Origin of the sequence: Janthinobacterium sp. SUN033 (assembly GCF_030397595.1) — a bacterium.
Lineage (GTDB): Bacteria > Pseudomonadota > Gammaproteobacteria > Burkholderiales > Burkholderiaceae_D > Janthinobacterium > Janthinobacterium kumbetense.
The window spans coordinates 1,226,601-1,248,489 of sequence record NZ_JAPQNV010000001.1; the positions used below are offsets into that span (position 1 = coordinate 1,226,601).

Sequence of the window (21,889 nt, forward strand, 5' to 3'; positions counted from 1 at the left end):
GGCCTCCCATGTGCGGCATCAGCGGCATCTTTGATTTGCAGGGCCAGCGCGACATCGACGTGCTGCTGCTGGCGCGCATGAACCACAGCCTGCGCCACCGGGGGCCGGACGAAGGGGGATTGCACCGCGAGCCGGGACTGGGCCTGGCGCACCGGCGCCTGTCCGTGATCGACCTGGCCAGCGGCCAGCAGCCGCTGTTCAACGCCGACCGCAGCGTCGCCATCGTCTTCAATGGCGAAATCTACAACTATCGCAGCCTGATGGCGGAACTGCGCCAGTTCGGCCATGCCTTCCGCACCAGCAGCGACACGGAAGTCATCGTCCACGCGTGGGAACAATGGGGAGAGCAATGCGTGCAGCGCTTGCGCGGCATGTTTGCCTTCGCCCTGTGGGACCGCCGGCGCCACCTGCTGTTCCTGGCGCGCGACCGCCTTGGCGTGAAACCCCTGTACTACGGCGAGGCGGACGACGGCACCCTGCTGTTCGGCTCCGAACTCAAGGCCCTGCTCGCGCATCCGGCCATGCCGCGCGCGCTCGACCCGCTGGCCGTGGAAGAGTATTTCGCCTACGGCTACGTGCCCGAGCCGCGCAGCATCTTCCAGCACGCGCGCAAGCTGCCGCCCGGGCATACCCTGTCGATTCGCGCCGGCCAGCCGCTGCCCGCGCCACAGTCGTACTGGGACGTTCCGTTCACGCCGAACCCGCCCGCCAGCGAAGCGCAGGCGGCCGACGAGCTGCTGGCGCGCCTGCGCGAAGCCGTACGCATCCGCATGGTGGCCGAAGTGCCGCTGGGCGCCTTCCTGTCGGGCGGCGTCGATTCGAGCGCCGTGGTGGCGCTGATGGCGGGGGCCAGCAGCACGCCCGTCAACACCTGTTCCATCTCGTTCGGCGACCCGGCGTACAACGAGGCGCGCTACGCCGACCTGGTGGCGCGCCGCTACGCCACGGCGCACCACGCGCGCCAGGTCGAGCAGGACGACTTCGAGCTGATCGACCTGCTGGCCAACCTGTACGACGAACCGTTCGCCGACAGTTCCGCCATGCCGACCTACCGCGTCTGCCAGCTGGCGCGCCAGCGCGTCACGGTGGCCCTGTCGGGCGACGGCGGCGATGAAAGCCTGGCCGGCTACCGGCGTTACCGCCTGCACACGCGCGAGGAAAAGGTGCGCAAGGCCATGGACCCGCTGCTGCCGGCCGGCCTGCGCCAGTCGCTGTTCGGCACCCTGGGGCGGTGGTACCCGAAGGCCGACTGGGCGCCCCGCTTCCTGCGCGCCAAGACCACGTTCGAAGGCCTGGCGCGCGACACGACGGACGCGTATTTTCACGGCGTCAGCCTGCTGGGCGACGCCATGCGCGCGCGCCTGTTCAGTCCCGAGCTGCGGCGCAGCCTGCACGGCTACCGCGCCGTGGAAGTGCTGCGCCGCCACGCGCTGGCCAGTCCCGCGCAAGACCCGCTGTCGCAGGTGCAGTACCTGGACTTGAAAACCTACCTGCCCGGCGACATCCTCACCAAAGTCGACCGGGCCAGCATGGCGCATGCGCTGGAAGTGCGCTCGCCCCTGCTCGACCATGAACTGGTGGCGTGGATGTCCGGCCTGCCGCCGCAGTTCAAGCTGCGGCGCGGCGTAGGCAAGTACCTGCTGAAAAAAGCCCTGCGCCCGCTGCTGCCCGACGCCCTGCTGTACCGCCAGAAGATGGGTTTTTCCGTGCCGCTGGCCGACTGGCTGCGCGGCCCGCTGCGCCAGCGCCTGCAACAGCGGCTGCTGGGCCCCACCCTGGCGCAGTGCGGCCTGTTCGACATGGATTACGTGCGCCTGCTGCTGGAACAGCATGCGAGCGGGCGGCGCGACTACAGCGCGCCCCTGTGGGCGCTGCTGATGTTCGAGGCCTTCCTGCGCCAGGTATTGCCCGTCGATGGACGCCAGGCGCCGGCACCCGCGCCGGCCATGGCAATGGAGTAGATCCATGCGCATCCTGCACATCCTCGACCACTCGCTGCCCCTGCACAGCGGCTACACCTTCCGCACCCTGGCCATCCTGCGGCAGCAGCGCGCGCTGGGCTGGCACACGATGCAGCTCACCAGTGCCAAGCAGGGGCCGACGGATGGCGCGCAACAGCTGGTCGACGGCTGGCATTTTTACCGCACGGCGCCCGATGCGCGCTGGTGGGCGCGCCTGCCCGTGCTGCGGCAGGTGGCCGTCATCACCGGCCTGGCCGTGCGCCTGCGCCGGCTGGCGCGGCGGCTCAAGCCCGACATCCTGCACGCGCATTCGCCCGCCCTGAACGCCATCGCCGCCCTCAACGCGGGCCGCGCGCTGGGCATCCCCGTCGTATATGAAGTGCGCGCCTTCTGGGAAGACGCGGCCGCCGACCATGGCAGCAGCCGGCCCGGCAGCCTGCGCTACCGGCTCACGCGGGCGCTGGAAACCTACGCGCTGCGCCGCGCCGACGCCGTCACCACCATCTGCGACGGCTTGCGGCGCGAGCTGTGCGCGCGCGGCGTGCCCGCGCATAAAATCACCGTCATCCCGAACGCCGTCGATGCGGCCGCCTTCAGCGCCACCGCCGCCGAAGACCACTGGCTGGCGCACAAGCTGGGCCTGCATGGCCACCTGACGATCGGCTTCATCGGCTCGTTTTACGCCTACGAGGGACTGGACCTGCTGCTGCGCGCCATGCCGCGCCTGCTGGCGGCGCAGCCGGCATTGCGGCTGCTGCTGGCCGGCGGCGGGCCGCAGGAAGCGGCGCTGCACGCGCTGGCGGCCCAATTGGGCATCGCCCACGCCGTGGTCTTCGCCGGCAGGGTGCCGCATGCGCAGGTGGCCACGTATTATCAGCTGATCGACATCTGCGTGTATCCGCGCCTGCCGATGCGCCTGACGGAGCTGGTGACGCCCTTGAAACCGCTCGAGGCGATGGCCCAGGGCCGCCTCGTGGTGGCGTCCGACGTGGGCGGCCACCGCGAACTGCTCCAGCATGGCAAGACGGGCATGCTGTTTCGCGCCGGCGACGCCGACGCGCTGGCGCACGCCATACTGGCCCTGCTGCTGGCGCCTGCCAGCTGGCCGGCGCTGCGGCGCCAGGCGCGCGCCTTCGTCGAGACGGAGCGCAGCTGGGACGCCAGCGTGGGCCGCTATGCGCCCGTGTATGCGCGCGCGGCGGCGGCACGCGTGGCGGCGGGAGCGATGCCATGATCTTCACGGGCCTGCGCATCGCGCTGGTCGGCCCGCTGCCGCCGCCGGCCGGCGGCATGGCGAATCAGACGGCGCAACTGGCGCGCAAGCTGCGCGACGATGGCGCGCAAGTGCAGCTGCTGGCCGTCAACGGCCCCCTGCTGCCAGCCTGGCTGGCGCGCATCCGCTACCTGCGCGCCGCGCTGCGCCTGCCCGTGCACCTGTGGCGCCTGTGGCGCGCCGCCAATACGGTCGACCTGTTCCACATCATGGCCAATTCCGGCTGGTCCTGGCATTTGCAGGCCGCGCCCGCGCTGTGGATCGCCAGCCTGAAAGGCAAGCCGGCCCTGCTCAACTACCGCGGTGGCGAAGCGGCCGCTTTTTTCGCCCGCTCGCCGCGCCTGGTGGCCTTCAGCCTGCGCCGCGCCAGCGCCATCGTCGTGCCCTCGGCCTACCTGGCCGGCGTCTTCGAGCGCCATGGCCATACGGCCCACATCGTGCCGAACGTGGTGGACTTGCAGCGTTTTACCCACGCCGCACGTGCCGCGCCGGCATCGGCCGATGGCCCGTGCATCCTCGTGGCGCGCCACCTGGAAAGCCTGTACGACAACGCCAGCGCCGTGCGCGCCTTCGCCCTCGTGCGACGGCGCTATCCCACGGCGCGCCTGCTGCTGGCCGGCGGCGGGCCGCAGCGCGCGGCGCTGGCGCGCCTGGCCAGGTCGCTCGGCGTCCTCGATGCCGTGCGCTTCGCCGGCCCCGTCGACAACGCCGCCATGCCGGCCCTGTACCAGGCCAGCGACATCGTCCTCAATCCCAGCCTGGCCGACAACATGCCCAATTCCGTGCTCGAAGCGCTGGCTTGCGGCGTGCCCGTCGTCAGCACCAACGTGGGCGGCATCCCCGCCCTGCTGCACGATGGCGTGACGGCGCTGCTGGTGCCGCCCGGCGATCCGGCCGCCATGGCGCACGCCATCGTGGCGCTGCTGCGCGACCCGCCCCGTGCGCGGGCCATGGCCGACGCGGGCCTGGCGCACGCCGCCACCTTCGGCTGGCCCGGCATCGCGCCCCGGCTGGCCGCCCATTACCGCCGCATCCGCGCCGCGCCGCGCCCCGGCGCCTACACGCGCTGCGTTGCCCGCTGGCTGTTTCCCCTGCACGAATGGTTGAAGGGGCACCACAGCGCGCGCCTGCTGCGCCGCCTGGAACGCTCGCAGTGGTGGAGCGCGCAGCAGCTGGAAGCGTGGCAGCTGGCGCGCCTGCGCGCGCTGCTGCGCCACGCGGGCGCGCACGTGCCGCATTACCGCGCCCTGTTCGCCCGCAGCGGCTTCGACCCGGAACAGGTGCGGCAGCTGGCCGATCTGGCGCGCCTGCCGCTGCTGCGCAAGCGCGACATCGCGGCTGCGCGCGACAGTTTCAAGTCCGCCCGCGCCGTGGGCTTGCGCCCGTTCGCCACGGGCGGCTCCAGCGGCGAGCCGCTGCAGTTTTTCCTGGGACGGCGCAGGGTCAGCCACGACATCGCCGCCAAGTGGCGCGCCACGCGCTGGTGGGGCGTCGACATCGGCGACCGCGAAGCCGTGTTGTGGGGTTCGCCCATCGAGCTGCATGCGCAAGACCGCGTGCGCCGCCTGCGCGATGCGCTGCTGCGCACCACCCTGCTGCCCGCGTTTGCCATGTCGCCCGACCGCCTCGACGGCTACGTACGGCAGTTGCGCCGCTGGCGTCCGCGCATGCTGTTCGGCTACCCGTCGGCCCTGTGCCGCATCGCCAGCCACGCCGGCGCGCGCGACCTGCCGCTCGACGGCCTGGGCGTGAAAGTGGCTTTCGTCACGGCCGAGCGCCTGTACGACGAACAGCGCGCGCAGATCGCCGCCGCCTTCGGCTGCCCCGTGGCCAACGGCTACGGCGGGCGCGACGCGGGCTTCATCGCCCACGAATGCCCGGACGGCGGCATGCACATCACGGCCGAAGACGTGATCGTGGAAATCCTTGATGGCCAGGGCCAGCCGCTGCCGCCGGGAGTGACGGGCGAAATCGTCGTCACCCACCTGGCCACGCAAGACTACCCGTTCATCCGCTACGCCACGGGCGACGTGGGCGCGCTGGGCACGCAGCCGTGCGCCTGCGGCCGCGGCCTGCCCCTGCTGCAGAAAATCGAGGGGCGCAGCACGGATTTCCTCACCGCCGTGGACGGCACCGTCATGCACGGCCTGGCCCTCGTCTACATCGTGCGCGAACTGCCGCAGGTGCGCAGCTTCAAGATCATCCAGGAAACCCTGCTGCGCACGCGCGTTCTGCTGGTCTGCCAGCCGCGCCTGGACGACGCCACCCGCGCCGCCATCGTCACCGGTTTCCAGGCCAGGCTGGGCGCGCAAGTGGATGTCGTTATCGAGGAAGTCGACGAAATCGCGGCGGAGGCGTCGGGCAAGTACCGCTATGTGCTCAGCAAAGTCGCCTAGCCAGGCGGCCTACGACGACATCAGATAATTCTTCCCCACCACGCGACCATGCCGGTCCAGTTCTAAGGACCACACCTCCAGTTCCGTGTTCAAGCGGTTCTCGAACCACAGCCGCTCGACGCAAAGCGCGGCGCATGGCGTGGTGGAATACTGTTTGAAAGAGACTCCCGCACGCTCCACATGTGTCGGCGCGCCGAAGCGGTCAAGCACCGCTTGCCGCGTATCGCCCGTCTGGATTTGATAGAACGCCGCCTTGCGGCTGTTGGAGAACACGCAGCATGCGGCGACATACCAGGCCGGGCTGAGGATGAGCAGGTACAGCAGGAATTTTTTAGGCGATATCTTGATTGGCATGCCATATTGTCGATGACTTCATCCGGCGCGACAAGCGGGCCATGCTAGCGAAAGTGAAGCCACAGCAAGCGCAAACAGTGGCGCTGGACGAACCACATAAACCGCAAATCGCGCAGATGCGGTGTTCTTCCATATATTCCTGAAGCAAATCGGGCCTTCTATCTTAAAAGATTGCTATTCATTACTATTTCCCTTATTTTTATTTCAAAATAGTAATGGAGGCCGCTATCCTCGCTATATTGATTTTCCAACACGACCACATCGACGTCTCTTTCAGGAAAATACACTTTAATCGATGCAAAGCCCAGGCCTTTTCCCGAGTGGCCTATATATTTGATGGGCGTTGTATCGCTCACATAAACGCCGTAGCCATAACCGTTCTTCCCATCGCCAAAAGCGACATGCTGGCTGGATATGTCGTAACTCGTCATCCGCTGATAGGTTTCCGGTTTTAACATTCTTCCCCGATGCAGATTTTCATCCCAGATCGTCAAATCTTTTGCATTTGAAACAATACCGCCGGCCGGGATGAAGCCGATCCAATCTTTTCCCTGCACGGGATGCGCTTTCAGCGCGAATACATTTTCCGTGTTCACATAGCCATTGATGACCTTATTATTCTTATCTTCCTCATAGCAAAAACTGTTTTTCATCCCCAGTTCCTTGAACAAGTCATTTGCTGCCTCGATATACGTTTTCCCACTGACTCTTTCAAAAATTTGACCCAGCATGGCATACGTTGTCACGCCATACAGAAAATCCGTCCCGGGCTTGAAGCTCAGCGGCTGGTCGATTTCAGTGATTCCCGCCGAAAAGTTGAGCAATTGATGCACGGTCACTTGATCGGCCCAGGCTTGCGGCAAATCGGGCAAGTATCGTCTCACGGGACTGTGCAAGTCTATCTTGCCTTTTTCAACTTCCCTTAAAATCAGCACGGCCGTCATTTGCTTGCTGTTCGACATAATCCTGAAATTATCGTCCAGCCTTAACGGTATCCTGTTTTCAAAATCCGCATAGCCATACGCTTTCGAGTATTTTGTTTTTCCATTTTTCGTGATGAGAATGACGCCATTAAAACGTCGTGGACTGGTCGCCTGTATCAGCTTGTCAATCCTGGCGGAGTAATCATCGGCCTTTTCCGCATGGGCATGATCGCCAGCCTGGGCATGCACGAAGGCGGATGCCATCAGCAAGAAAGAAAACGTCACTGTTTTTAATGGCAGCAGCGTCTTGTTGTCCGTATCGGGATTTTTCATGGGAAATTGTCGGTTCGTTGTTTATTTCCAGGGAAACGCCGTGCTCGACCGCAGCGTTCAGTCGTCCACCAGATCGAAGTCGGCAAACAAGCCGTCCGCCGTCAGGTAAACCAGCAGCGTGCGCTCCGGCTGGATGCCGCTGACGTGGAAGGCAAGGACGCTGTCCACCTTGCTGCCATGCCGTTCGATCGCGCGGCCTGCAACAGCTTGCTCGTGCAAAAAAGTCAGCGACTTAACGTTGGCGAGTTCGCCAATCGCCTGCGTGCCAAAGTTGTTCTTGATGCCCGGCGTGGCAAAATCCGAGTTGGCCAGGGCGCTGCCGCCACGCGCAATGTCGGCCAGCAAGGCCTGCACACTCCGGGTACGCACAGGCTTGGGGTCCGTGCGCGCTTTCAAGGTGTGCATCAGCGGGCCGATGCGCGGCGCCGCGCTGGCTTTGTCCTTGGTCGTCACGACGACGCCTGTCACCTCGCCTTGTGCATCGACGGCGAACGCCAGTTCGCAATTGCGCGACGTCGAATGGAAACGGTGCGCGCCGGCAGGCACGAACGTTTCGTCCGGCAAGCCATCGTAAATGCTGCGCAGCCGGCCACCCTGCATATCGAAGGTGCCTATCGTGTTGTTCGCCAACTCGTAGCGGCCCGTGTATCGGCTGAGCGCCCTGGCATCGATCCTGATGACTGGGTGATTGCGCAACATGGCGTAATCGGCATCCGGCCAGCGGTAGGCGCGGCCGATGGCGTCGGTCAGGCGGTCCATCATGCGGGAATTGTCATTCGCGTTAATCATGATCACGGCGCCCTGGCCGGTGCGGGAAAATGCCGTCAACAAGGTGTCGAAGCCTTCGTCACGCCCGCCGTGCGAGAAGCGTTGCGCGCTGCCGCTGCCGTGCAGGAAGACGCCCAGGCCCGCGTTCTCTATCTGCGGGGTCAGCATCTGTTGCGTCAAGGCTGCCGAGATGACCGGATTCGACGTGCCCGCCAGCGATTGCTGCACGCCGATGGCGAAGCGCGCCAGGTCCGACGCGTTGGTCCATAAACCGGCCGCCGCCATTTCCGGATACACATGCCAGCGTCCCGCCACCAGGCTGCGGTCGGCAAGGTGGCCGCTGGCATTCAGGCGCGCGCGCTCGGCTGGCGGCGGTTGCACATAGGAGCTCTCCTGCATGCCCAAGGGCGTGAGGACCGCGTCGCGCATGTAGTCGGGATACGCCTGGCCGCTCACGTCGGCCACCATTTGTTGCATGACGGTATAGCCGCCACCGGAGTAACGCACCTTGCTGCCTGGAACCATATCAACGCGGATGGGCGCCGTATTCGCCGGTTGCTCGCCGTTCAGCACCTGGACCACGGTGGGTAGCGGCGCATTGCGGGCGTAGCCGGGGAAGCCGTGCACGGTCAGCCCCGCGTTATGGCTGAGCAGCCTGCGCAAGGTCACCTTCTGTTCAGCCGTCAGGGCGCTGTCCGGCAGCTTCCACGTGAGCAGCCGGGGATTGACGTCTTCGTCAAGGCCAAGCTTGCCCTGCTCTACCAGGTGCAGCGCCCCCAGCGCGGCTACCGGCTTGCTGACCGAACCGGCCTGGAACAGCGTGTGCGGGCCGACCGGCGTCTTGCCGCCCTTCTCCGTGACACCGTACCCTTGCGCCCTGACAATCTTACCGTTCTCGATGATGGCAAGCGACAGTCCTGGGATTTGCCGCATCTTCATTTCGGCCTTGACGATGTCGTCCAATGCGTCCGCCCGGGCGCCACTTGCAAACAACAGGGGAAGGACCAGTGCCAGGGGATGAGCTCGCATAAACGATTCTTTCAACGGTGATGGACGGATGCCAGGAAGGAAACGTTGACGATACGTCAGCGCCCCCTGCCGCCATGCGGGATTGCGACAGGCCGTCAAATATCAGTCATGGACGGTCATTTTCCCGGATAAATTGCGGCCCGCGTTTGCTGGCGCGACGAATTCCGGCTGCTTGCCGCCGTTGGCAGGTTCTGCGCCGTTGTGGGCCTTCACGAATCGCCGGTACTTGAAATATTCTGCACCATACTTAGCTCCCAGTGCTTTTGCCATTTTTCTGAATCGTCCTGATCGAACCAGCCAGCTACGTAAGAGGATATTTCATCCGCATCCTGCAAGTTCGATTCTGCCAAATATGAAACTGTCGCTTGAAATCCCGCCCCAATAAAAAATTCCACGCCCATTGATGTTCCGATATCCATATTTATATGCTTTGCTACCCAAAGGCTATGGATATCGCTTGTGCTGCCGAGACGATAAAGCAAGAAGGCACAACGATAAATTCCTTCGTAAGAATCACCATCATCTTTTATTTTCCCATCCCAAAGCGCAATTCTATACTGCACTTCCTTCTCGAAGACTTGTCGAATTAGCGTGGAGTATGGCGCGAGTGGCCGCTCCAGCAGAATTTTGTAGAGTTGTTGGCGTACCCGCGGCGAGTCGAGTTCACTCTCGCTGTCAGGTGCAAGAAGTCCCTGGGAATTTTCAAAACACGCAAGAATTTTTTCAGCGCACAAGAAGGATATTTTATTTTTTTCTGCAGATCTATTTTGACTTATCTCAACTTCAACCTGCGCCACAATCTGAGGCGTGATAGGCAATTCTGGCGTATTTTTACGCTTAAAAAAATTCCACATTCAACTTGGCCTTTTCCGTGTGAAAGCCGCCCACGCAAGCAGCACAGTGCCGGCAACGACACATCCGGCCAGACTCACGGCGGCACCAAACATGTACCACGCCACATCGAATCCGTGACTGTAGAATGTTCCGACAAATGGGCCGCTCACCAGCCAGATCAACGCCGCCAATTTCAGCAGAAAGTACGTCGCTTTACGAAGCGGGCAAGCAAGGCGCATCTGTTGAATAGCAGCCATGCCCATGACTGAACAAGCCAAGCCAGCCGCAATGATCAAGCGTGAAAACGAATACTCCATGTCGCAACCTGACTTGTAGCTGAGCCAGCTGGCCCAGAAATTGAAAGACCGCGTAAAAGACCGTGGGGCTGCCGGTCATCGATCCTTGTCTACTTCTCGTAGATGGCTGGTCGGTTAATCTGCAAGAATAATTTGGGATTTTCCGGCGTCGAGAAGCCAAGCTTTTCATACAACCAATCGGCAGTCGTGGTCGCTAGAAGCAGCCGCCGGTAGCGGTCGACGCCAGGATAGCTCAGCATGCACTCGACAAGCCACCGGCCAAGTCCCTTGCCACGATATTCTTCAATCACGAAAACGTCCGCCATATAGGCAAAAGTAGCGTAATCGGTAATTAACCGGGCATATCCGACCTGCCGGCCTCTATGGTACAGACCAAAATTGAGACTATTCTTGACCGCGTTAGCCACAGTCTCCTCGTCAATTCCACGAGCCCAAGTGCTGCGGCTGAGATTCTCATATATCACGTCGAGCTGTAACAATCCGTCGTCAGTAGAAACCTGGTAGTCCTCTTTCATCCAATTCATAAGCATCGTGATCCAGCATATTTAGTAAGTTGTGATGTGGGCATGTAGGAGCAATGATGGCAAAGGTCTCTATATAGGAGGGAACAAACGCACACAACTGCCCGCTCCTGGCCGCCAGCGGACGATTACAATACCTCAGCAAAGATTTTATTGCCATCCTGATAAAAAGAGATTTCTCAAGCCCTTATATCACAGTGGCAAGGTGCAGATAAATTCTAAGGTGAATGGAAACAATCACTGCCCGAGCAGCTGTTCCAGTCTTTGCTGCTCCCCCGCCGTCACAAACCACGCCGCCTGCCAGCGCTGCGTGCGCTGCGCCTGGATGGACTCCGGCGCGCACCACGGCGGATACACGCGCAGCGCACGCTTGCCGCCCTGGGCGGCGCGCGACATCACGCCGCGCTCGATCAGCACGCTGCGCGGGAAAATGAAAAAGCCGTGCCGCGCACCGTCGCCAACGTCGTCAGCCACGGCGATGATGACGATGTCGACGGGGTCCGCTTCATCCAGCGGGGCGATGTCGGCATCGGGATGGGGGCGCTTCCAGACGGTGACGAACTGGCCGATTTTCGTCGGCGTGGTTTTCGCCACGCGCAAGACCAGGCGCTTGCCGTGCAGGTCGGCGCGGCAGGCGCCGTAGTCCGCGCTTTCCGCTTCCGGCACGGGCGCTTGCGGCAAGCCCAGGAAAGCCCATGGACTGGCCTTCATTGCGCGCTGAACTCGGCTGCGGCCTTGGCCGCCCACAGCGCTTCGGCATGGCTGGCGAACGGGCTGTCATAACCGTCGACCTTGCCATCCTCGTCGATAAAGTACAGCCACCAGCCGTCGCCCTGCTCGCGGATGGCCGTCTGGCCCGGTGCGCAATGGGATTCGATGGCATCGCCGGCGGCCAAGGTGGCGATGCGGATGCCGCGGTGAACAAGATGCTGGGGTGTCATGGCAAAATAGCTAATGCAAAATAAATAATGGCGACAGTGTAGCCGCCGCGGCCCATCCTGGCCAGTGCGCTACACTGTTCTTTCACACGGAGGACGACATGGCATCACAGCAAGGCACGGTGGATTTTTTGCTCGACCAGCTGGCGGGCGCGGGCGGCGTCAGCGCGAAAAAAATGTTTGGCGAGTATGGTCTGTATTGCGACGGCAAGATGTTCGCCATCGTCGCCGACGACCAGCTGTTCATCAAGCCGACGGACGCGGGCCGCGCGTGGATCAGCGCACAAGGCACGCTGCAGGAAGCGCCGCCCTATCCGCAAGCCAAGCCGTATTTCCTCATCGATGGCGGGCTGTGGGACGAGCGCGACTGGCTGAGCCAGCTGGCGCGGCGCACGGCGGACGCCTTGCCGCTGCCGAAACCCAAGCCGCCGCCCAAGCCCAGGAAGCAAGTATCAGCTAGTTAAGACGCTGTTTTCGCACGCCTTGCCCTGGCGGAAGCACGCGAGGTTGTGATACGTGATGGCGGCGATCTCGCGCAGCGCTTCCATGGTGAAGAAGCCCTGGTGGCCCGTCACCAGCACGTTCGGGAAGGTCATCAATCGCTGGAAGATGTCGTCGTCGATGATGTCGGACGAGCGGTCCTGGAAGAACAGATTGCTTTCCTGCTCGTACACGTCGATGGCGAGCGAACCGAGCTGGCGCGATTTGAGCGCCTCGATGACGGCGCCCGTATCGATCAGGCCGCCGCGCGACGTATTCACCAGCATGGCGCCCTTCTTCATCTGCGGCAAGGTTGCTTCGCTGATCATGTGGCGCGTGCTCTCCATCAGCGGGCAATGCAGCGAGACGATGTCGGACTCGGCCAGCAGCCGCGGCAGCTCCACCATCGTGCCCAGGTCCGCGAACGCGGGCGCCGGATACGGGTCGTGGCCCAGCACCGTGCAGCCGAAACCCTTGAAAATGCGCGCCGTCGCAAGGCCGATCTTGCCCGTGCCGACGATGCCGACCGTTTTACCGTGCAGGGTGGCGCCCAGCAAGCCGTCCAGCGAGAAATTGCCTTCGCGCACGCGGGCATACGCGCGGTGCGTGTGGCGGTTCAGCGTCTGCACGAGGGCCAAGGTGTATTCGGCCACGGCTTCCGGCGAGTAGGCCGGCACGCGGGCGACGAACAGGCCCAGGCGCCTGGCCGCTTCCAGGTCGAGGTTGTTGTAGCCGGCGCAGCGCAGCAGGATGGCGCGCACGCCGTAGCCGTGCAAGGCTTCCAGCACGGGTGCGTCGAGCACGTCGTTGACGAAGACGCACACGGCGTCGGCCCCTTGCGCCAGGACCACGGTTTCCTGGCTCAGCAAGGCGCTGTGGTAGACCAGTTCGATGCCGGCGGAATCGGGCTGGGCCGGCAAGGCTTCGTCGAAGAAACGGCGGTCGTAGGGCTGGCTGGCAAAGAAGGCGATTTTCATGGGGAGTCCTGGAACTTGCTGGATGGCAAAACATTATCATAGCGCAAGCGCCCTGCCCCACGCCGTACGGCTGGCGCCGCCGGTCGCCTATTTGGGTTCGCGGGGCAAGGTCAGCGCGTGGCGCAGGTAGGCCGTTTCCTCGGCGTGCTGCGCGTGGTAGCGCTCGCGCGCGGCGCGCATGGCCGCCTGGTGGGCGTCGATGCTGGCCTGCGTCAGCTCCACGCCGAAGTCCGCCGGCGGCGGCTCCGGGCCGCCGAACAGGCGCGCCAGGATCATGCGGCCCACATTGTCGCGGTAGTGCGATGCTTCCCAGTAATAGCGCATCTCGCGCGCGCCCGTCACTTGGGGGATCGGCTCGCTGGTGATGCTGTTGAAGCCGGAAAAATCCAGCAGGCGCACGTCGCAGCCCTGGCGCCGGTAGCGTCCGGCCATGTTCGTCAGGTCGCGCTGCCACGCTTCCATGGCAGCCCACTTGCCGCGCCAGTACAGGGCGTCGAGCGTGAGCGCATGCGTGGGATTGATGTACAGGCGCAAGCGCGTGCCGCCGCGGCACAGTTTCCCCACGCTTGCATCGAAGGCGTGCAGCGCGGGCGCCGTGGGTCCCAGGCCGTCGCTGAATTCCTGCAGGCGCGGCGTGAAAGCGCGCGCCGTGCCGGTCCAGGTACGGTTGCGGCTGGTGAGGCAGGATTCGTCGCGCTGGCCGTGCAAGGCCAGGCTGGACAGGCACACGCCGTCATAGCTGCCGCTGAGGATGCGCCAGGTGTCGCGCGTCATGTCGACCGTCAGGCCGCGCTTGATGTTGAGCAAGGCGCGCCGCGCGAAAAACGCGGGGCCGGGGTCCGTCAGGCCCGGTTCCACGCCGGCCGACCCCAGTTCCAGCGAGAACGAGGGAGCGTCGATGCCCCACACCATGGTGTCGACATGGCTGACCCTGGCCGCATGCTCGGCCAGGCGCATGGCTTCGCCGATGGAGGCGCCCGACACGGCGCTGTTGAAGACGCTCTTGCCTTCGAACAAGGTGCGCACGCGATGCGTCGGCAAGCCCATTTCCGTGCGCGAATTGCCGATGTAGACGACGGCCGGCCGGTAGCGCGCCACGGCATACGTCTTGCCCCACACGCTGAGCTTTTCGGTCGTCGGCCGCAATCGCTGCAGCAGCGGGCTGTCCCACTGGTGCAGCAGATACGGATCGACGTGGTAATTGACGGCGGACACGAGGGCCAGCGCGGCCAGCACGCAGGCGAAGAAGATGGCGAGGTAGCGGCGGGCGGTGGTATCCATGGTCGGCACGGGAAGTAGCAAAATGAGTAGAGAAATGGCGTTCAGCGCCGGATCAGCGGTCCGTCCAGCACCCGCCGCGCATAGGCCGCCTCGCGCGCGTGTTCCACGCCATAGCGGTCGCGCGCCGCGCGCATGGCCTCCTGGTGGTCGTCGACGTTGGCCTGCGTCAGCTCCACGCCGAAATCGGCCGGCGGCGGCGTGTCGCCGCCGAACAGGCGCGCCAGGATCAAACGGCCCACATTGTCCCGGTAGTGCGACACTTCCCAGTAATAATGCATGTCGGGCTTGCCGCTGACGAGCGGGGTCGCTTCCGTCGTGATGCTGTTGAAGCCGGAAAAATCATGCAGGCGCACGTCGCAGCCGTGCAGGCGGTGGCGCTCGACGAGCTGCACCAGTCCCCGCTGCCAGACTTGCATGGCATCCCACTTGCCGCGCCAGTGCAGCGCGTACAAGGTCAGCGCGTGCGTGGGGTTGATGTACAGGCGCAGGCGCAGGCCACTGCGGCACAACTTGCCGATGCTGGCGTCGAGCGCCAGTGTCGAGGGCGGCGTCGGCCCCAGTCCGTCGCCGAATTCCTGCAGCCGCACGGGAATGGCGTCCTTCGTTCCCAGCCAGTGCCGCATGCCCTTGCGGGTGCACGTCTCGTCGCGCTGCCCGTACAAGGCCAGGTTGGAGCGGCAGACGTCGCCGGCCTTGCCCGTGAGGATGCGCACGCTGTCTTCCGTCATGTCCAGGGTCAGGCCCCGCTTCAGGTTGACCAGAGCGCGCCGGGCGAAAAAGCCGTGCTCGGCGCCCGTCAGGCTGTCTTCCACCCGCGCCGCGCCCATGTCCAGGGAAAAAGTGGGCGCGTCGACGCCCCACACCATGGTCTCGACGCGGCTGACCCTGGCCGCATGCTCGGCCAGGCGGATGGCGTCGCCGATCGAGGCGCCGGACACGGCGCTGTTGAAGACGCTCTTGCCGTCGAACAAGGCGCGCACGCCCGTCGGCAAGCCCAGTTCCGTGCGCGAATTGCCGATGTAGATGACGGCGGGACGGTAGCGCGCCACGGCATACGTCTTGGCCCAGGCGCCCAGCTTTTCATTGAGCTGGCGCGGGCGCTGCAGCAAGGGACTGTCCCACTGGTGCAGCAGATAGGGGTCGACCTGGTAATTGAGCAAGGAGACGGCGCCCAGCACCAGGCCGACGCAGGCGAAAAAGCCGGTGAGGTAATGGCGGGCGGCGGTGTCCATGTTCAGAACTGGAAATAGAGAAACTCGGTGACCCGGTTCATGCCGAAGATGCAGGCGATGAACAGCGCGGCGAAACCCACGCTCCAGCGGCGCGTGGGGCGCCAGCTGAAGGCCCAGCGCCCTGCCGGCTGAAAGATTCTTTCAATGGCGGGCTCGTAGAGAAAGAATATTTCTTGCGTATTCGGCGCCTTGAAGGCCAGCAGCATCGCCGCCAGCAGCACGGGCAAGCCCGGTCCCGCCAGTTCGATCCAGCGGATGCCGTCGAACGCGGGATGCAGGCCCCACTGCGCCAGGCTGGCCCCATGGCTGGCCAGGCCGCGCGGCAGGCTCACGCCGTTCGCGCCCACCAGCGCGCCCGCGATATCCCAGGCCGTGGCCACGTCGGGCGCACGGAAAAAGATCCAGGCCAGCATGACGGCAAGAAAGGTCAACAAGCCAGGCCACCAGCGCAGCCAGCGGTACGCCCGCGCCGCGCCGAAGACCCGCTGCCACGCCTGCTGCAGCACCAGGTACAGGCCGTGCAAGCCGCCCCAGATGACGAAGGTCCAGCCGGCGCCGTGCCACAGGCCGCCCAGCAGCATGGTCAGCATCAGGTTGCGGTAGCGCATGGCCTCGCCGCGCCGGCTGCCGCCCAGCGGAATATACAGATAGTCGCGCAGGAAACGCGACAAGGTCATGTGCCAGCGGCGCCAGAAGTCGGCGATATTGGCGGCCTTGTACGGCGAATTGAAGTTCAGCGGCAATTTCACGCCGAACAGGCGCGACAGGCCGATGGCCATGTCGGAATAGCCGGAAAAGTCGAAATACAGCTGGAAAGTGTAGGCCAGCACGCCGATCCACGCTTCGATCAGGGTGGGCGTGGCGCCGGCCGCGAAGACGGGGATGGCCAGCGGCGACAAGTTGTCGGCGATCAGCACTTTTTTTGCCAGGCCGATGGTAAAGATCGACAGGCCGATGGCGAAATTGGCTGCGCGCGGGTGGGCGTTGGCCGGGTCGGCGAATTGCGGCATCATGTCGCGGTGGTGCAGCACGGGTCCGGCGATCAGGTGCGGAAAGTAGCTGACGAACAGCACGTAATGGATGAAACGGTATTCGCGCACCTCGCCCCGGTAGCAATCAACGAGGAAGGCGATCTGCGTGAAGGTAAAGAACGAGATGCCGATCGGCAGGATGATGTCGAGGCCGGACCACGGCAGGCTGCCAGCGCCAGCACCGGCACCAGCAAGCCCGGCGACGGCATTCACGCTGTCGATGAAGAAGTTCGCATATTTATAGTAGGCGAGCAAGCCCAGGTTCAGCGCCAGCGCCGCCAGCAGCACGCGCTTGCGGGCCGCGCCTGCGCGCGCGCCGATCAGGCGCCCGGCGCCGTAATTGACGCAGATGGATGCCAGCAGCAGCGGCAGGTAGCGCACGTCCCACCAGGCATAGAAGAACAGCGATGCGCCGGCCAGCCAAGTGGCCGGCGCCAGGCGGCGCCAGCTGGCGGAGGCGCCGGCGGTGGCCCAGCGGTCCAGCAGAAAATAGCCGGCCAGCACGATGGGCAGATAGCCGAACAGGAAGGCGAAGGAATTAAACAGCATGTTGCCTCCTGGCAGGCAGCGATTGCGCCTGGTAGTAGCACTCGGCGATCTGCGCCGCCACCCGTTCCCACGTAAAACGCTCCACCAGCGCTTGCACGCGGGCGCGTCCGGGGGGCAGCGCCAGCAATGCGAGGATGGCCTGGCGCTGCGCGGCGCCATCGTCCCAGCGCACCTTGCGCAGCGCAAACGCGGAATCGGGCAAGTCCAGCGCGCTTTGCGCCGTCATGACGACGGGCGTGCCGGCCGCCAGCGCTTCGAGCACGCTCAAGGGAAACACTTCGCCCTGGCTGGGCAAGGCCGCCACGGCCGCCGCATGGTAGGCGCTGGCCAGCAGCGGGTCAGCGTGGTCGAGTGCGCCGAGCCAGCTGACGTGCGGCAAGTCCAGCAATTGCTGCAGATACGCTTGCTGTTCGCGCGGCGCGGCGCCGATCAGCACCAGGGGCAAGCCGGCGCCCGCCAGCGCCTGGGCCAGCCCCAGCTGGTTTTTATACGGCGAAATGCTGCCCACCATCAGCACGAACGGCCCCGCGATGCCCGTCTCGCGCAGGAACAGGTCGCCGTTGGCCGTGAAGAAATGCGGGTTGATCCCGTTCGGCAAGACGCGGATGGCTTGCGCCGGCATGCCGAAACCGTGCACGATGGCGTCGCGCTCGGCCTCGCCCAGGGCAATCACCACGTCGGCCAGCTGCAGGGCGCGCCGCGTCTGCGCATAGCTCGTCTGTACCATCCACTCCGTCAGGCGCCCCGCCAGCCGGTCGGCCAGCCGCGCGCGCCAGGCGCTGGCCCGGCCCCAGCCCGGCGACAGCAGCGGCGACAGCACCACGGGCACGCCTTGCTCGCTGGCCATTTCCATGATGCGGTAGGTGCCATTGCTCGCCGAAAACACGTGCAGCACGTCGAAATCGGCCAGCCGCTGATGGTTGGCGTCGACCAGCTGCACGGCCAGGGGACGCGCCGGCAGTTGGGGCAGCCGGTTCAGCGCGGCAATGGTTTCGCGTACCTGGATCTGCAAGCCGCCGTCGCGCTGGAACAGCATCGGGTAGGACAAGATACCGACACGCATGGTCATCCTTTCGTCCATTTGACTGCCAGCCAGCGTCCCGCCAGCTTGCGTTGCAATAACAAAAATTCTCCGGCCAGCTCATGCTGCAACAGGAAAATCCCCGCCAGCCAGCACAGCAAGGTGACGAGCGCCGTGCCCGCCAGCGCCAGCAGCGCCGGCGTGTCCATGGGCAGCCACAGCAGCGCAGCGACGGGCGCGACACTACTGACGCCGCAGAGCAGCAGGCTCTTGCGCAAAGCCCGCGCCAGGATGCGCCAGTCCAGGGCGCTCAAGCGCCGCAGACAGCCGTAGTTCAGCCAGCTGCGCAGCACGTTGCTGAGCACCACGGCCCAGGCCACGGCCACCAGGCCGAACGGCGCCGCGGCCAGCAGCAGCGCCACCTTGATGCCGCCGGCGCAGGCATCGAGCCGCACTTGCGCCTGCAGCTGGCCCGTCGCCACGAACAGGTAGCGGGCCATGCTGAACATGCTATACACGGCCGAGGACAGGCACATGATGCGGATCAAGGGCACACAGCCTAGCCATTGCGAGCCATACACCACCTTGACCAGGGGCAAAGCCATGCAGGCGAGAAAGAGAAAGAACGGCCAGGCCAGCGCCGTCATGTAACTGATCGTGCGCAGATACACGAGTTCCGCCCCGCCCTGCCCCCCTTCCCCGCGGGCACGCGCCGCGAACAGGGGAAACACGACGGGAGAAATGGCGCTGGTGATGGCCTGGTTGAAGATATTGAGCACGCTTTGCGCCTTGCCGAACAGGGCCAGGCTTTCAATGCCGATCAGCTTGCCGATGATCAGGTCCGGCGCCGCCACGCCCGCCTCGTCGACGAGACCGCCTCCCGTCGCATACGCGCCAAAACGGCCGATATCGCCCATGCCGCGTCGTCCAGGCAGCCACGGCAGCTCCTTGGGACGCACCAGCAGGCTCACCAGCAGCGAGGCGCAGGAACCGGCCAGCGCCGCCCACACCATGCTCATGTAACTGCAGCCCTGCAGCGCCAGCAGCACGGCCACCAGCAGGTTGACGGCGCTATTGGCCGCATTGATGGCGTAGATGGCGCGAAAGCGCAGTTGCCGGCGCAACATCGGCAAGGTCAGCGCGCTGAACGGGATCAAGACAAAATTGATGGCCAGCAGGCGCAGCACGAGGGTCAGCCGCGGTTCGCCATAGAATTGCGCGAGCGGCGCGCTGGCCAGCAGCACCACGCCCGCCAGCAGCCAGGCGACGAGCAGGCTGGTGGCCAGCGCGGCCCGCAATTTCACGGCATCGAGCTGCTTTTCCTGGATCAGGTATTGCCCCACGCCAAAGTCGCGCACCACTTGCGCCAGGGCCACCAGCACGGCGCCCAGCGAATACACGCCCACTTCGGCCGGCGTCAGCAGGCGGGACAGCACCATGGTGGCGATGATGCCCAGCAACAGCACCGTGTATTTTTCGGCGAAGGAAAAGAAAAACGAATGGCGGGTGGCATTCATCCCCGTGACCGGCGCCTACACGAGGCCGGCATAGAACTGGCGCAGCTGGCGCTCCAGGCGCGGCATCGAATAGCGCTGCACGGTTTCTTCGCGCGCCAGCCGTCCCATGCGGGCGCGCCGTGGCGCATCCAGCAGCAGCTGCGCCACGGCCGCGCAGGCGGCGTGCTCGTCGTCCAGCGGCAGCAGCAAGCCGCCGGCGCTGTCATGCAGGATATCGTGGGTGCCCGGCACATCCGTCCCCACGGCCGGCACGCCGCACGCCATCGCTTCGATGGTGGCGATGCCGAAACCCTCGTTCTTGCTCAGCAACACATGCAGGTCGAAGGCCGGCATCAGCCATTCGACGCGCTGCTGGAAACCGGCAAACACGACCCTGTCCTGCAAGCCAGTCTGTTGCGCCTGCAGCCGCAGCATGGCGTCCAGCGGCCCCGTGCCCACGAGTACTACATACAAATTGGGAAACCGGGGCGCCAGGCGGGCGAACAGGGCCAGCAGCGCTTGCGGGCGCTTCTGTGCCGACAGCCGCGCCACGCAGCCGAGCACGAGCGCGTCCAGCGGCAGCCCCAGCTGCTTGCGCGCCAGCATTCTCCGTTCCGGCGAAACGATGAAGGTCTCCGTATCGACGCCGTTGGGAATCACGGCCAGCCGCGTTTCCGGCGCCAGCATGTCGCGGTACAGGTCGAGGAAATGCTGCATGGACGAGGCCGACACGGCATACACGCCCTTGACGGCGCGAAACGCTTCCTGCAGCCGGGGCCGCTGCCAGTCGCTGAACGGTTCCAGGGGAAACGCATTGTGCACGCTGATCACGGCCGGCAGCCGGCATTGCCGGGCCAGCCACAGGATGGAAGCGCCATAGCTGGTCCAGCAAAACGCCACGTGGACGATGTCGGGCCGCAGCCGCCGCAGCCGCCACGCGCCCGTGAGCCTGGCGCGCAGCCAGTTCCAGCGCCGCCAGGCCCAGTGTTCGAGAAACAAGGGAGGCTCATACACGCGCACCTGCAACTGCTGCGCGCGCAAGCCTTGCGCCCACTGGCTGAAACCGGGAAAGCGCCGCAGGGCCAGCACGCTGTCATAACCATTCGCGCCCAGCATCTTCGCCTCTTGCGCCATGCGCAGTTCCATGCCGCCCAGCTCGCCCGAATAACTGCTGATGACGATGCGCGGCAAGCGTTTGCGCCGTCCCCGCCACGCTTCGTGGAAGAAACCGCGCAGCCAGGCCCGTTCCCACTGGCGCAGGAACAGGTCGGCGTGGTCGCGCCGCAGCCAGGCCCGCACGGCGCCCAGGGTATCGCGCACATATCTGCCCAGCATCCAGCGCGGCACGCCGAATAACTCCACGCTGGGGGCGAAGGTCGCCAGCCGGCATTGTCCCCGGCCGAACAGCATGGCGCGGCGCAGTATCCAGGCGCGCCGCACTTGCGGGGCGCGGATGATGTGCGCCACTTGCGCCCGCGGACAGAACCAGGATGGGTTGCCGGCCGCATGCATCTCCAGGTTGAGCCGGGTTTCGCTGCCCATGGCGTAATTGGCGCCCTGCGGGCCGATGCTTTCGTCATAGCGGGCGCCCGCCTCGAAGATGCGGCGGCGTATCGCCATGTTGGCGCCCCAGACGAGACCAGGATAGATGGGGGCGTCGCGCAAATCGGCGCTGGTGATGCCCCACGTCAAGCCGACGGGCGTCAGGCGCAGCAGCCACTCCTCCGGTTGCTCGCGCCAGGCGGGCACGATGGCGCCGCCGAACAGGGCGTAGCCGGGGTGGGCGCGCGCGCTGTCCTGCAAGCGGCACAACCAGTCGGATGAGGGCATGGCGTCGTCGTCGCCAAACACGAACAGCTCGCCGCCATCGCCCCCTTGGCGCAAGGCGTGTTCGACGGCGCCGTTCAGGGCGGGACTGCGGCCGCGCCGCGCCACGTAGATATAGCTCAAGGGCAAGCGGCCGCGAAAGGCGGCGATCACCCGGGCCGTGGCGTCGGTGCTGCCATTGTCGGCGATGACCAGGCGCCAGCCGCCCCTGGGCGACTGCAAGCCCATGTAGGCGCGCAATACCTGGGGCAAGGTGCCGGCGCCATTGTAGGTCGCCATGAGAACGGTCAACAAGGACATGCCTCCTTGGTCTTACCATGACAAAACTGATTAGCAGTTTCAACAACG

19 protein-coding genes are annotated in these 21,889 nt (G+C 64.9%); 4 read left to right on the forward strand and 15 right to left on the reverse strand.

All coding sequences use genetic code 11. The annotated features are described in order from the left end of the window. Positions 1–8 precede the first annotated feature (8 nt). From OX460_RS05710 to OX460_RS05720, 3 genes are read left to right on the forward strand one after another with little or no spacing between them, the layout of a single operon-like run. On the forward strand, positions 9–1,961 hold the full coding sequence (locus OX460_RS05710) for an XrtA/PEP-CTERM system amidotransferase (RefSeq protein WP_289897999.1): 1,953 nt from the start codon (positions 9–11) through the stop codon (positions 1,959–1,961). A 4-nt stretch (positions 1,962–1,965) separates the two neighbouring features. Continuing rightward, positions 1,966–3,195: a TIGR04063 family PEP-CTERM/XrtA system glycosyltransferase gene (locus tag OX460_RS05715; RefSeq protein WP_289898000.1), complete on the forward strand. Its 1,230-nt coding sequence runs from the start codon at positions 1,966–1,968 to the stop codon at positions 3,193–3,195. Continuing rightward, positions 3,192–5,630, forward strand: a complete 2,439-nt coding sequence (locus tag OX460_RS05720) for a glycosyltransferase (protein WP_289898001.1) — start codon at positions 3,192–3,194, stop codon at positions 5,628–5,630. The genes OX460_RS05715 and OX460_RS05720 overlap by 4 nt, the downstream gene beginning before the upstream one ends. Before the next feature lie 9 nt (positions 5,631–5,639). Here OX460_RS05720 and OX460_RS05725 read toward each other — a convergent pair whose 3' ends face one another. The 8 genes from OX460_RS05725 to OX460_RS05760 all read right to left on the reverse strand — a co-directional run bounded on the left by OX460_RS05725 (position 5,640) and on the right by OX460_RS05760 (position 11,650). Beyond that, positions 5,640–5,984 (reverse strand): hypothetical protein, encoded by a 345-nt coding sequence (locus OX460_RS05725; protein ID WP_289898002.1) that lies wholly within the window; start codon positions 5,982–5,984, stop codon positions 5,640–5,642. A 158-nt stretch (positions 5,985–6,142) separates the two neighbouring features. Further along, positions 6,143–7,240 (reverse strand): serine hydrolase domain-containing protein, encoded by a 1,098-nt coding sequence (locus OX460_RS05730; RefSeq protein WP_289898003.1) that lies wholly within the window; start codon positions 7,238–7,240, stop codon positions 6,143–6,145. Between the two features lie 57 nt (positions 7,241–7,297). Next, on the reverse strand, positions 7,298–9,037 hold the full coding sequence (locus OX460_RS05735) for a serine hydrolase (protein ID WP_289898004.1): 1,740 nt from the start codon (positions 9,035–9,037) through the stop codon (positions 7,298–7,300). A gap of 209 nt (positions 9,038–9,246) precedes the next feature. Beyond that, the gene (locus OX460_RS05740; RefSeq protein WP_289898005.1) at positions 9,247–9,891 is read right to left on the reverse strand and encodes a hypothetical protein; all 645 of its coding nucleotides are present in this window, start codon (positions 9,889–9,891) and stop codon (positions 9,247–9,249) included. After that, positions 9,892–10,188 (reverse strand): hypothetical protein, encoded by a 297-nt coding sequence (locus OX460_RS05745; RefSeq protein WP_289898006.1) that lies wholly within the window; start codon positions 10,186–10,188, stop codon positions 9,892–9,894. 89 nt (positions 10,189–10,277) lie between these two features. Then, positions 10,278–10,703, reverse strand: a complete 426-nt coding sequence (locus OX460_RS05750; RefSeq protein ID WP_251348839.1) for a GNAT family N-acetyltransferase — start codon at positions 10,701–10,703, stop codon at positions 10,278–10,280. A gap of 243 nt (positions 10,704–10,946) precedes the next feature. After that, positions 10,947–11,420: a MepB family protein gene (locus OX460_RS05755; RefSeq protein WP_289898007.1), complete on the reverse strand. Its 474-nt coding sequence runs from the start codon at positions 11,418–11,420 to the stop codon at positions 10,947–10,949. Further along, the gene (locus OX460_RS05760) at positions 11,417–11,650 is read right to left on the reverse strand and encodes a hypothetical protein (RefSeq protein WP_289898008.1); all 234 of its coding nucleotides are present in this window, start codon (positions 11,648–11,650) and stop codon (positions 11,417–11,419) included. Before OX460_RS05760 ends, OX460_RS05755 begins: the two co-directional genes overlap by 4 nt. A 98-nt stretch (positions 11,651–11,748) precedes the next feature. Here OX460_RS05760 and OX460_RS05765 point away from each other — a divergent pair, with 98 nt between their 5' ends. Beyond that, positions 11,749–12,111 carry a TfoX/Sxy family protein gene (locus OX460_RS05765; protein ID WP_289898009.1) on the forward strand — a complete coding sequence of 121 codons (363 nt, stop codon included), beginning with the start codon at positions 11,749–11,751 and terminating at the stop codon, positions 12,109–12,111. On the opposite strand, the gene OX460_RS05770 is transcribed toward OX460_RS05765, so the two are convergent. From OX460_RS05770 to OX460_RS05800, 7 genes are all read right to left on the reverse strand, one after another. After that, positions 12,100–13,104 (reverse strand): 2-hydroxyacid dehydrogenase, encoded by a 1,005-nt coding sequence (locus OX460_RS05770; protein ID WP_289898010.1) that lies wholly within the window; start codon positions 13,102–13,104, stop codon positions 12,100–12,102. The two genes, OX460_RS05765 and OX460_RS05770, sit on opposite strands and share 12 nt — an antisense overlap. Positions 13,105–13,191: 87 nt before the next feature. After that, entirely contained in the window at positions 13,192–14,385 is a 1,194-nt protein-coding gene (locus OX460_RS05775; protein WP_289898011.1) for a hypothetical protein, read from the reverse strand. 41 nt (positions 14,386–14,426) lie between these two features. Continuing rightward, positions 14,427–15,617: a hypothetical protein gene (locus OX460_RS05780; protein ID WP_289898012.1), complete on the reverse strand. Its 1,191-nt coding sequence runs from the start codon at positions 15,615–15,617 to the stop codon at positions 14,427–14,429. A gap of 2 nt (positions 15,618–15,619) precedes the next feature. Beyond that, positions 15,620–17,197: an MBOAT family O-acyltransferase gene (locus OX460_RS05785; RefSeq protein ID WP_289898013.1), complete on the reverse strand. Its 1,578-nt coding sequence runs from the start codon at positions 17,195–17,197 to the stop codon at positions 15,620–15,622. Next, the gene (locus OX460_RS05790) at positions 17,187–18,260 is read right to left on the reverse strand and encodes a glycosyltransferase family 4 protein (RefSeq protein WP_289898014.1); all 1,074 of its coding nucleotides are present in this window, start codon (positions 18,258–18,260) and stop codon (positions 17,187–17,189) included. Before OX460_RS05790 ends, OX460_RS05785 begins: the two co-directional genes overlap by 11 nt. Before the next feature lie 2 nt (positions 18,261–18,262). Then, positions 18,263–19,735: a lipopolysaccharide biosynthesis protein gene (locus tag OX460_RS05795; protein ID WP_289898015.1), complete on the reverse strand. Its 1,473-nt coding sequence runs from the start codon at positions 19,733–19,735 to the stop codon at positions 18,263–18,265. A gap of 15 nt (positions 19,736–19,750) precedes the next feature. Further along, positions 19,751–21,835, reverse strand: a complete 2,085-nt coding sequence (locus OX460_RS05800; RefSeq protein ID WP_289898016.1) for a glycosyltransferase — start codon at positions 21,833–21,835, stop codon at positions 19,751–19,753. Positions 21,836–21,889: the final 54 nt, after the last annotated feature.

Excerpts from the sequence above, each read along its gene's own strand:
- OX460_RS05710 (WP_289897999.1), top strand. The coding sequence starts at position 9 with ATGTGCGGCATCAGCGGCATCTTTGATTTGCAGGGCCAGCGCGACATC.
- OX460_RS05715 (WP_289898000.1), top strand. The coding sequence starts at position 1,966 with ATGCGCATCCTGCACATCCTCGACCACTCGCTGCCCCTGCACAGCGGC.
- OX460_RS05720 (WP_289898001.1), top strand. The coding sequence starts at position 3,192 with ATGATCTTCACGGGCCTGCGCATCGCGCTGGTCGGCCCGCTGCCGCCG.
- OX460_RS05725 (WP_289898002.1), bottom strand. The coding sequence starts at position 5,984 with ATGCCAATCAAGATATCGCCTAAAAAATTCCTGCTGTACCTGCTCATC.
- OX460_RS05730 (WP_289898003.1), bottom strand. The coding sequence starts at position 7,240 with ATGAAAAATCCCGATACGGACAACAAGACGCTGCTGCCATTAAAAACA.
- OX460_RS05735 (WP_289898004.1), bottom strand. The coding sequence starts at position 9,037 with ATGCGAGCTCATCCCCTGGCACTGGTCCTTCCCCTGTTGTTTGCAAGT.
- OX460_RS05740 (WP_289898005.1), bottom strand. The coding sequence starts at position 9,891 with ATGTGGAATTTTTTTAAGCGTAAAAATACGCCAGAATTGCCTATCACG.
- OX460_RS05745 (WP_289898006.1), bottom strand. The coding sequence starts at position 10,188 with ATGGAGTATTCGTTTTCACGCTTGATCATTGCGGCTGGCTTGGCTTGT.
- OX460_RS05750 (WP_251348839.1), bottom strand. The coding sequence starts at position 10,703 with ATGAAAGAGGACTACCAGGTTTCTACTGACGACGGATTGTTACAGCTC.
- OX460_RS05755 (WP_289898007.1), bottom strand. The coding sequence starts at position 11,420 with ATGAAGGCCAGTCCATGGGCTTTCCTGGGCTTGCCGCAAGCGCCCGTG.
- OX460_RS05760 (WP_289898008.1), bottom strand. The coding sequence starts at position 11,650 with ATGACACCCCAGCATCTTGTTCACCGCGGCATCCGCATCGCCACCTTG.
- OX460_RS05765 (WP_289898009.1), top strand. The coding sequence starts at position 11,749 with ATGGCATCACAGCAAGGCACGGTGGATTTTTTGCTCGACCAGCTGGCG.
- OX460_RS05770 (WP_289898010.1), bottom strand. The coding sequence starts at position 13,104 with ATGAAAATCGCCTTCTTTGCCAGCCAGCCCTACGACCGCCGTTTCTTC.
- OX460_RS05775 (WP_289898011.1), bottom strand. The coding sequence starts at position 14,385 with ATGGATACCACCGCCCGCCGCTACCTCGCCATCTTCTTCGCCTGCGTG.
- OX460_RS05780 (WP_289898012.1), bottom strand. The coding sequence starts at position 15,617 with ATGGACACCGCCGCCCGCCATTACCTCACCGGCTTTTTCGCCTGCGTC.
- OX460_RS05785 (WP_289898013.1), bottom strand. The coding sequence starts at position 17,197 with ATGCTGTTTAATTCCTTCGCCTTCCTGTTCGGCTATCTGCCCATCGTG.
- OX460_RS05790 (WP_289898014.1), bottom strand. The coding sequence starts at position 18,260 with ATGCGTGTCGGTATCTTGTCCTACCCGATGCTGTTCCAGCGCGACGGC.
- OX460_RS05795 (WP_289898015.1), bottom strand. The coding sequence starts at position 19,735 with ATGAATGCCACCCGCCATTCGTTTTTCTTTTCCTTCGCCGAAAAATAC.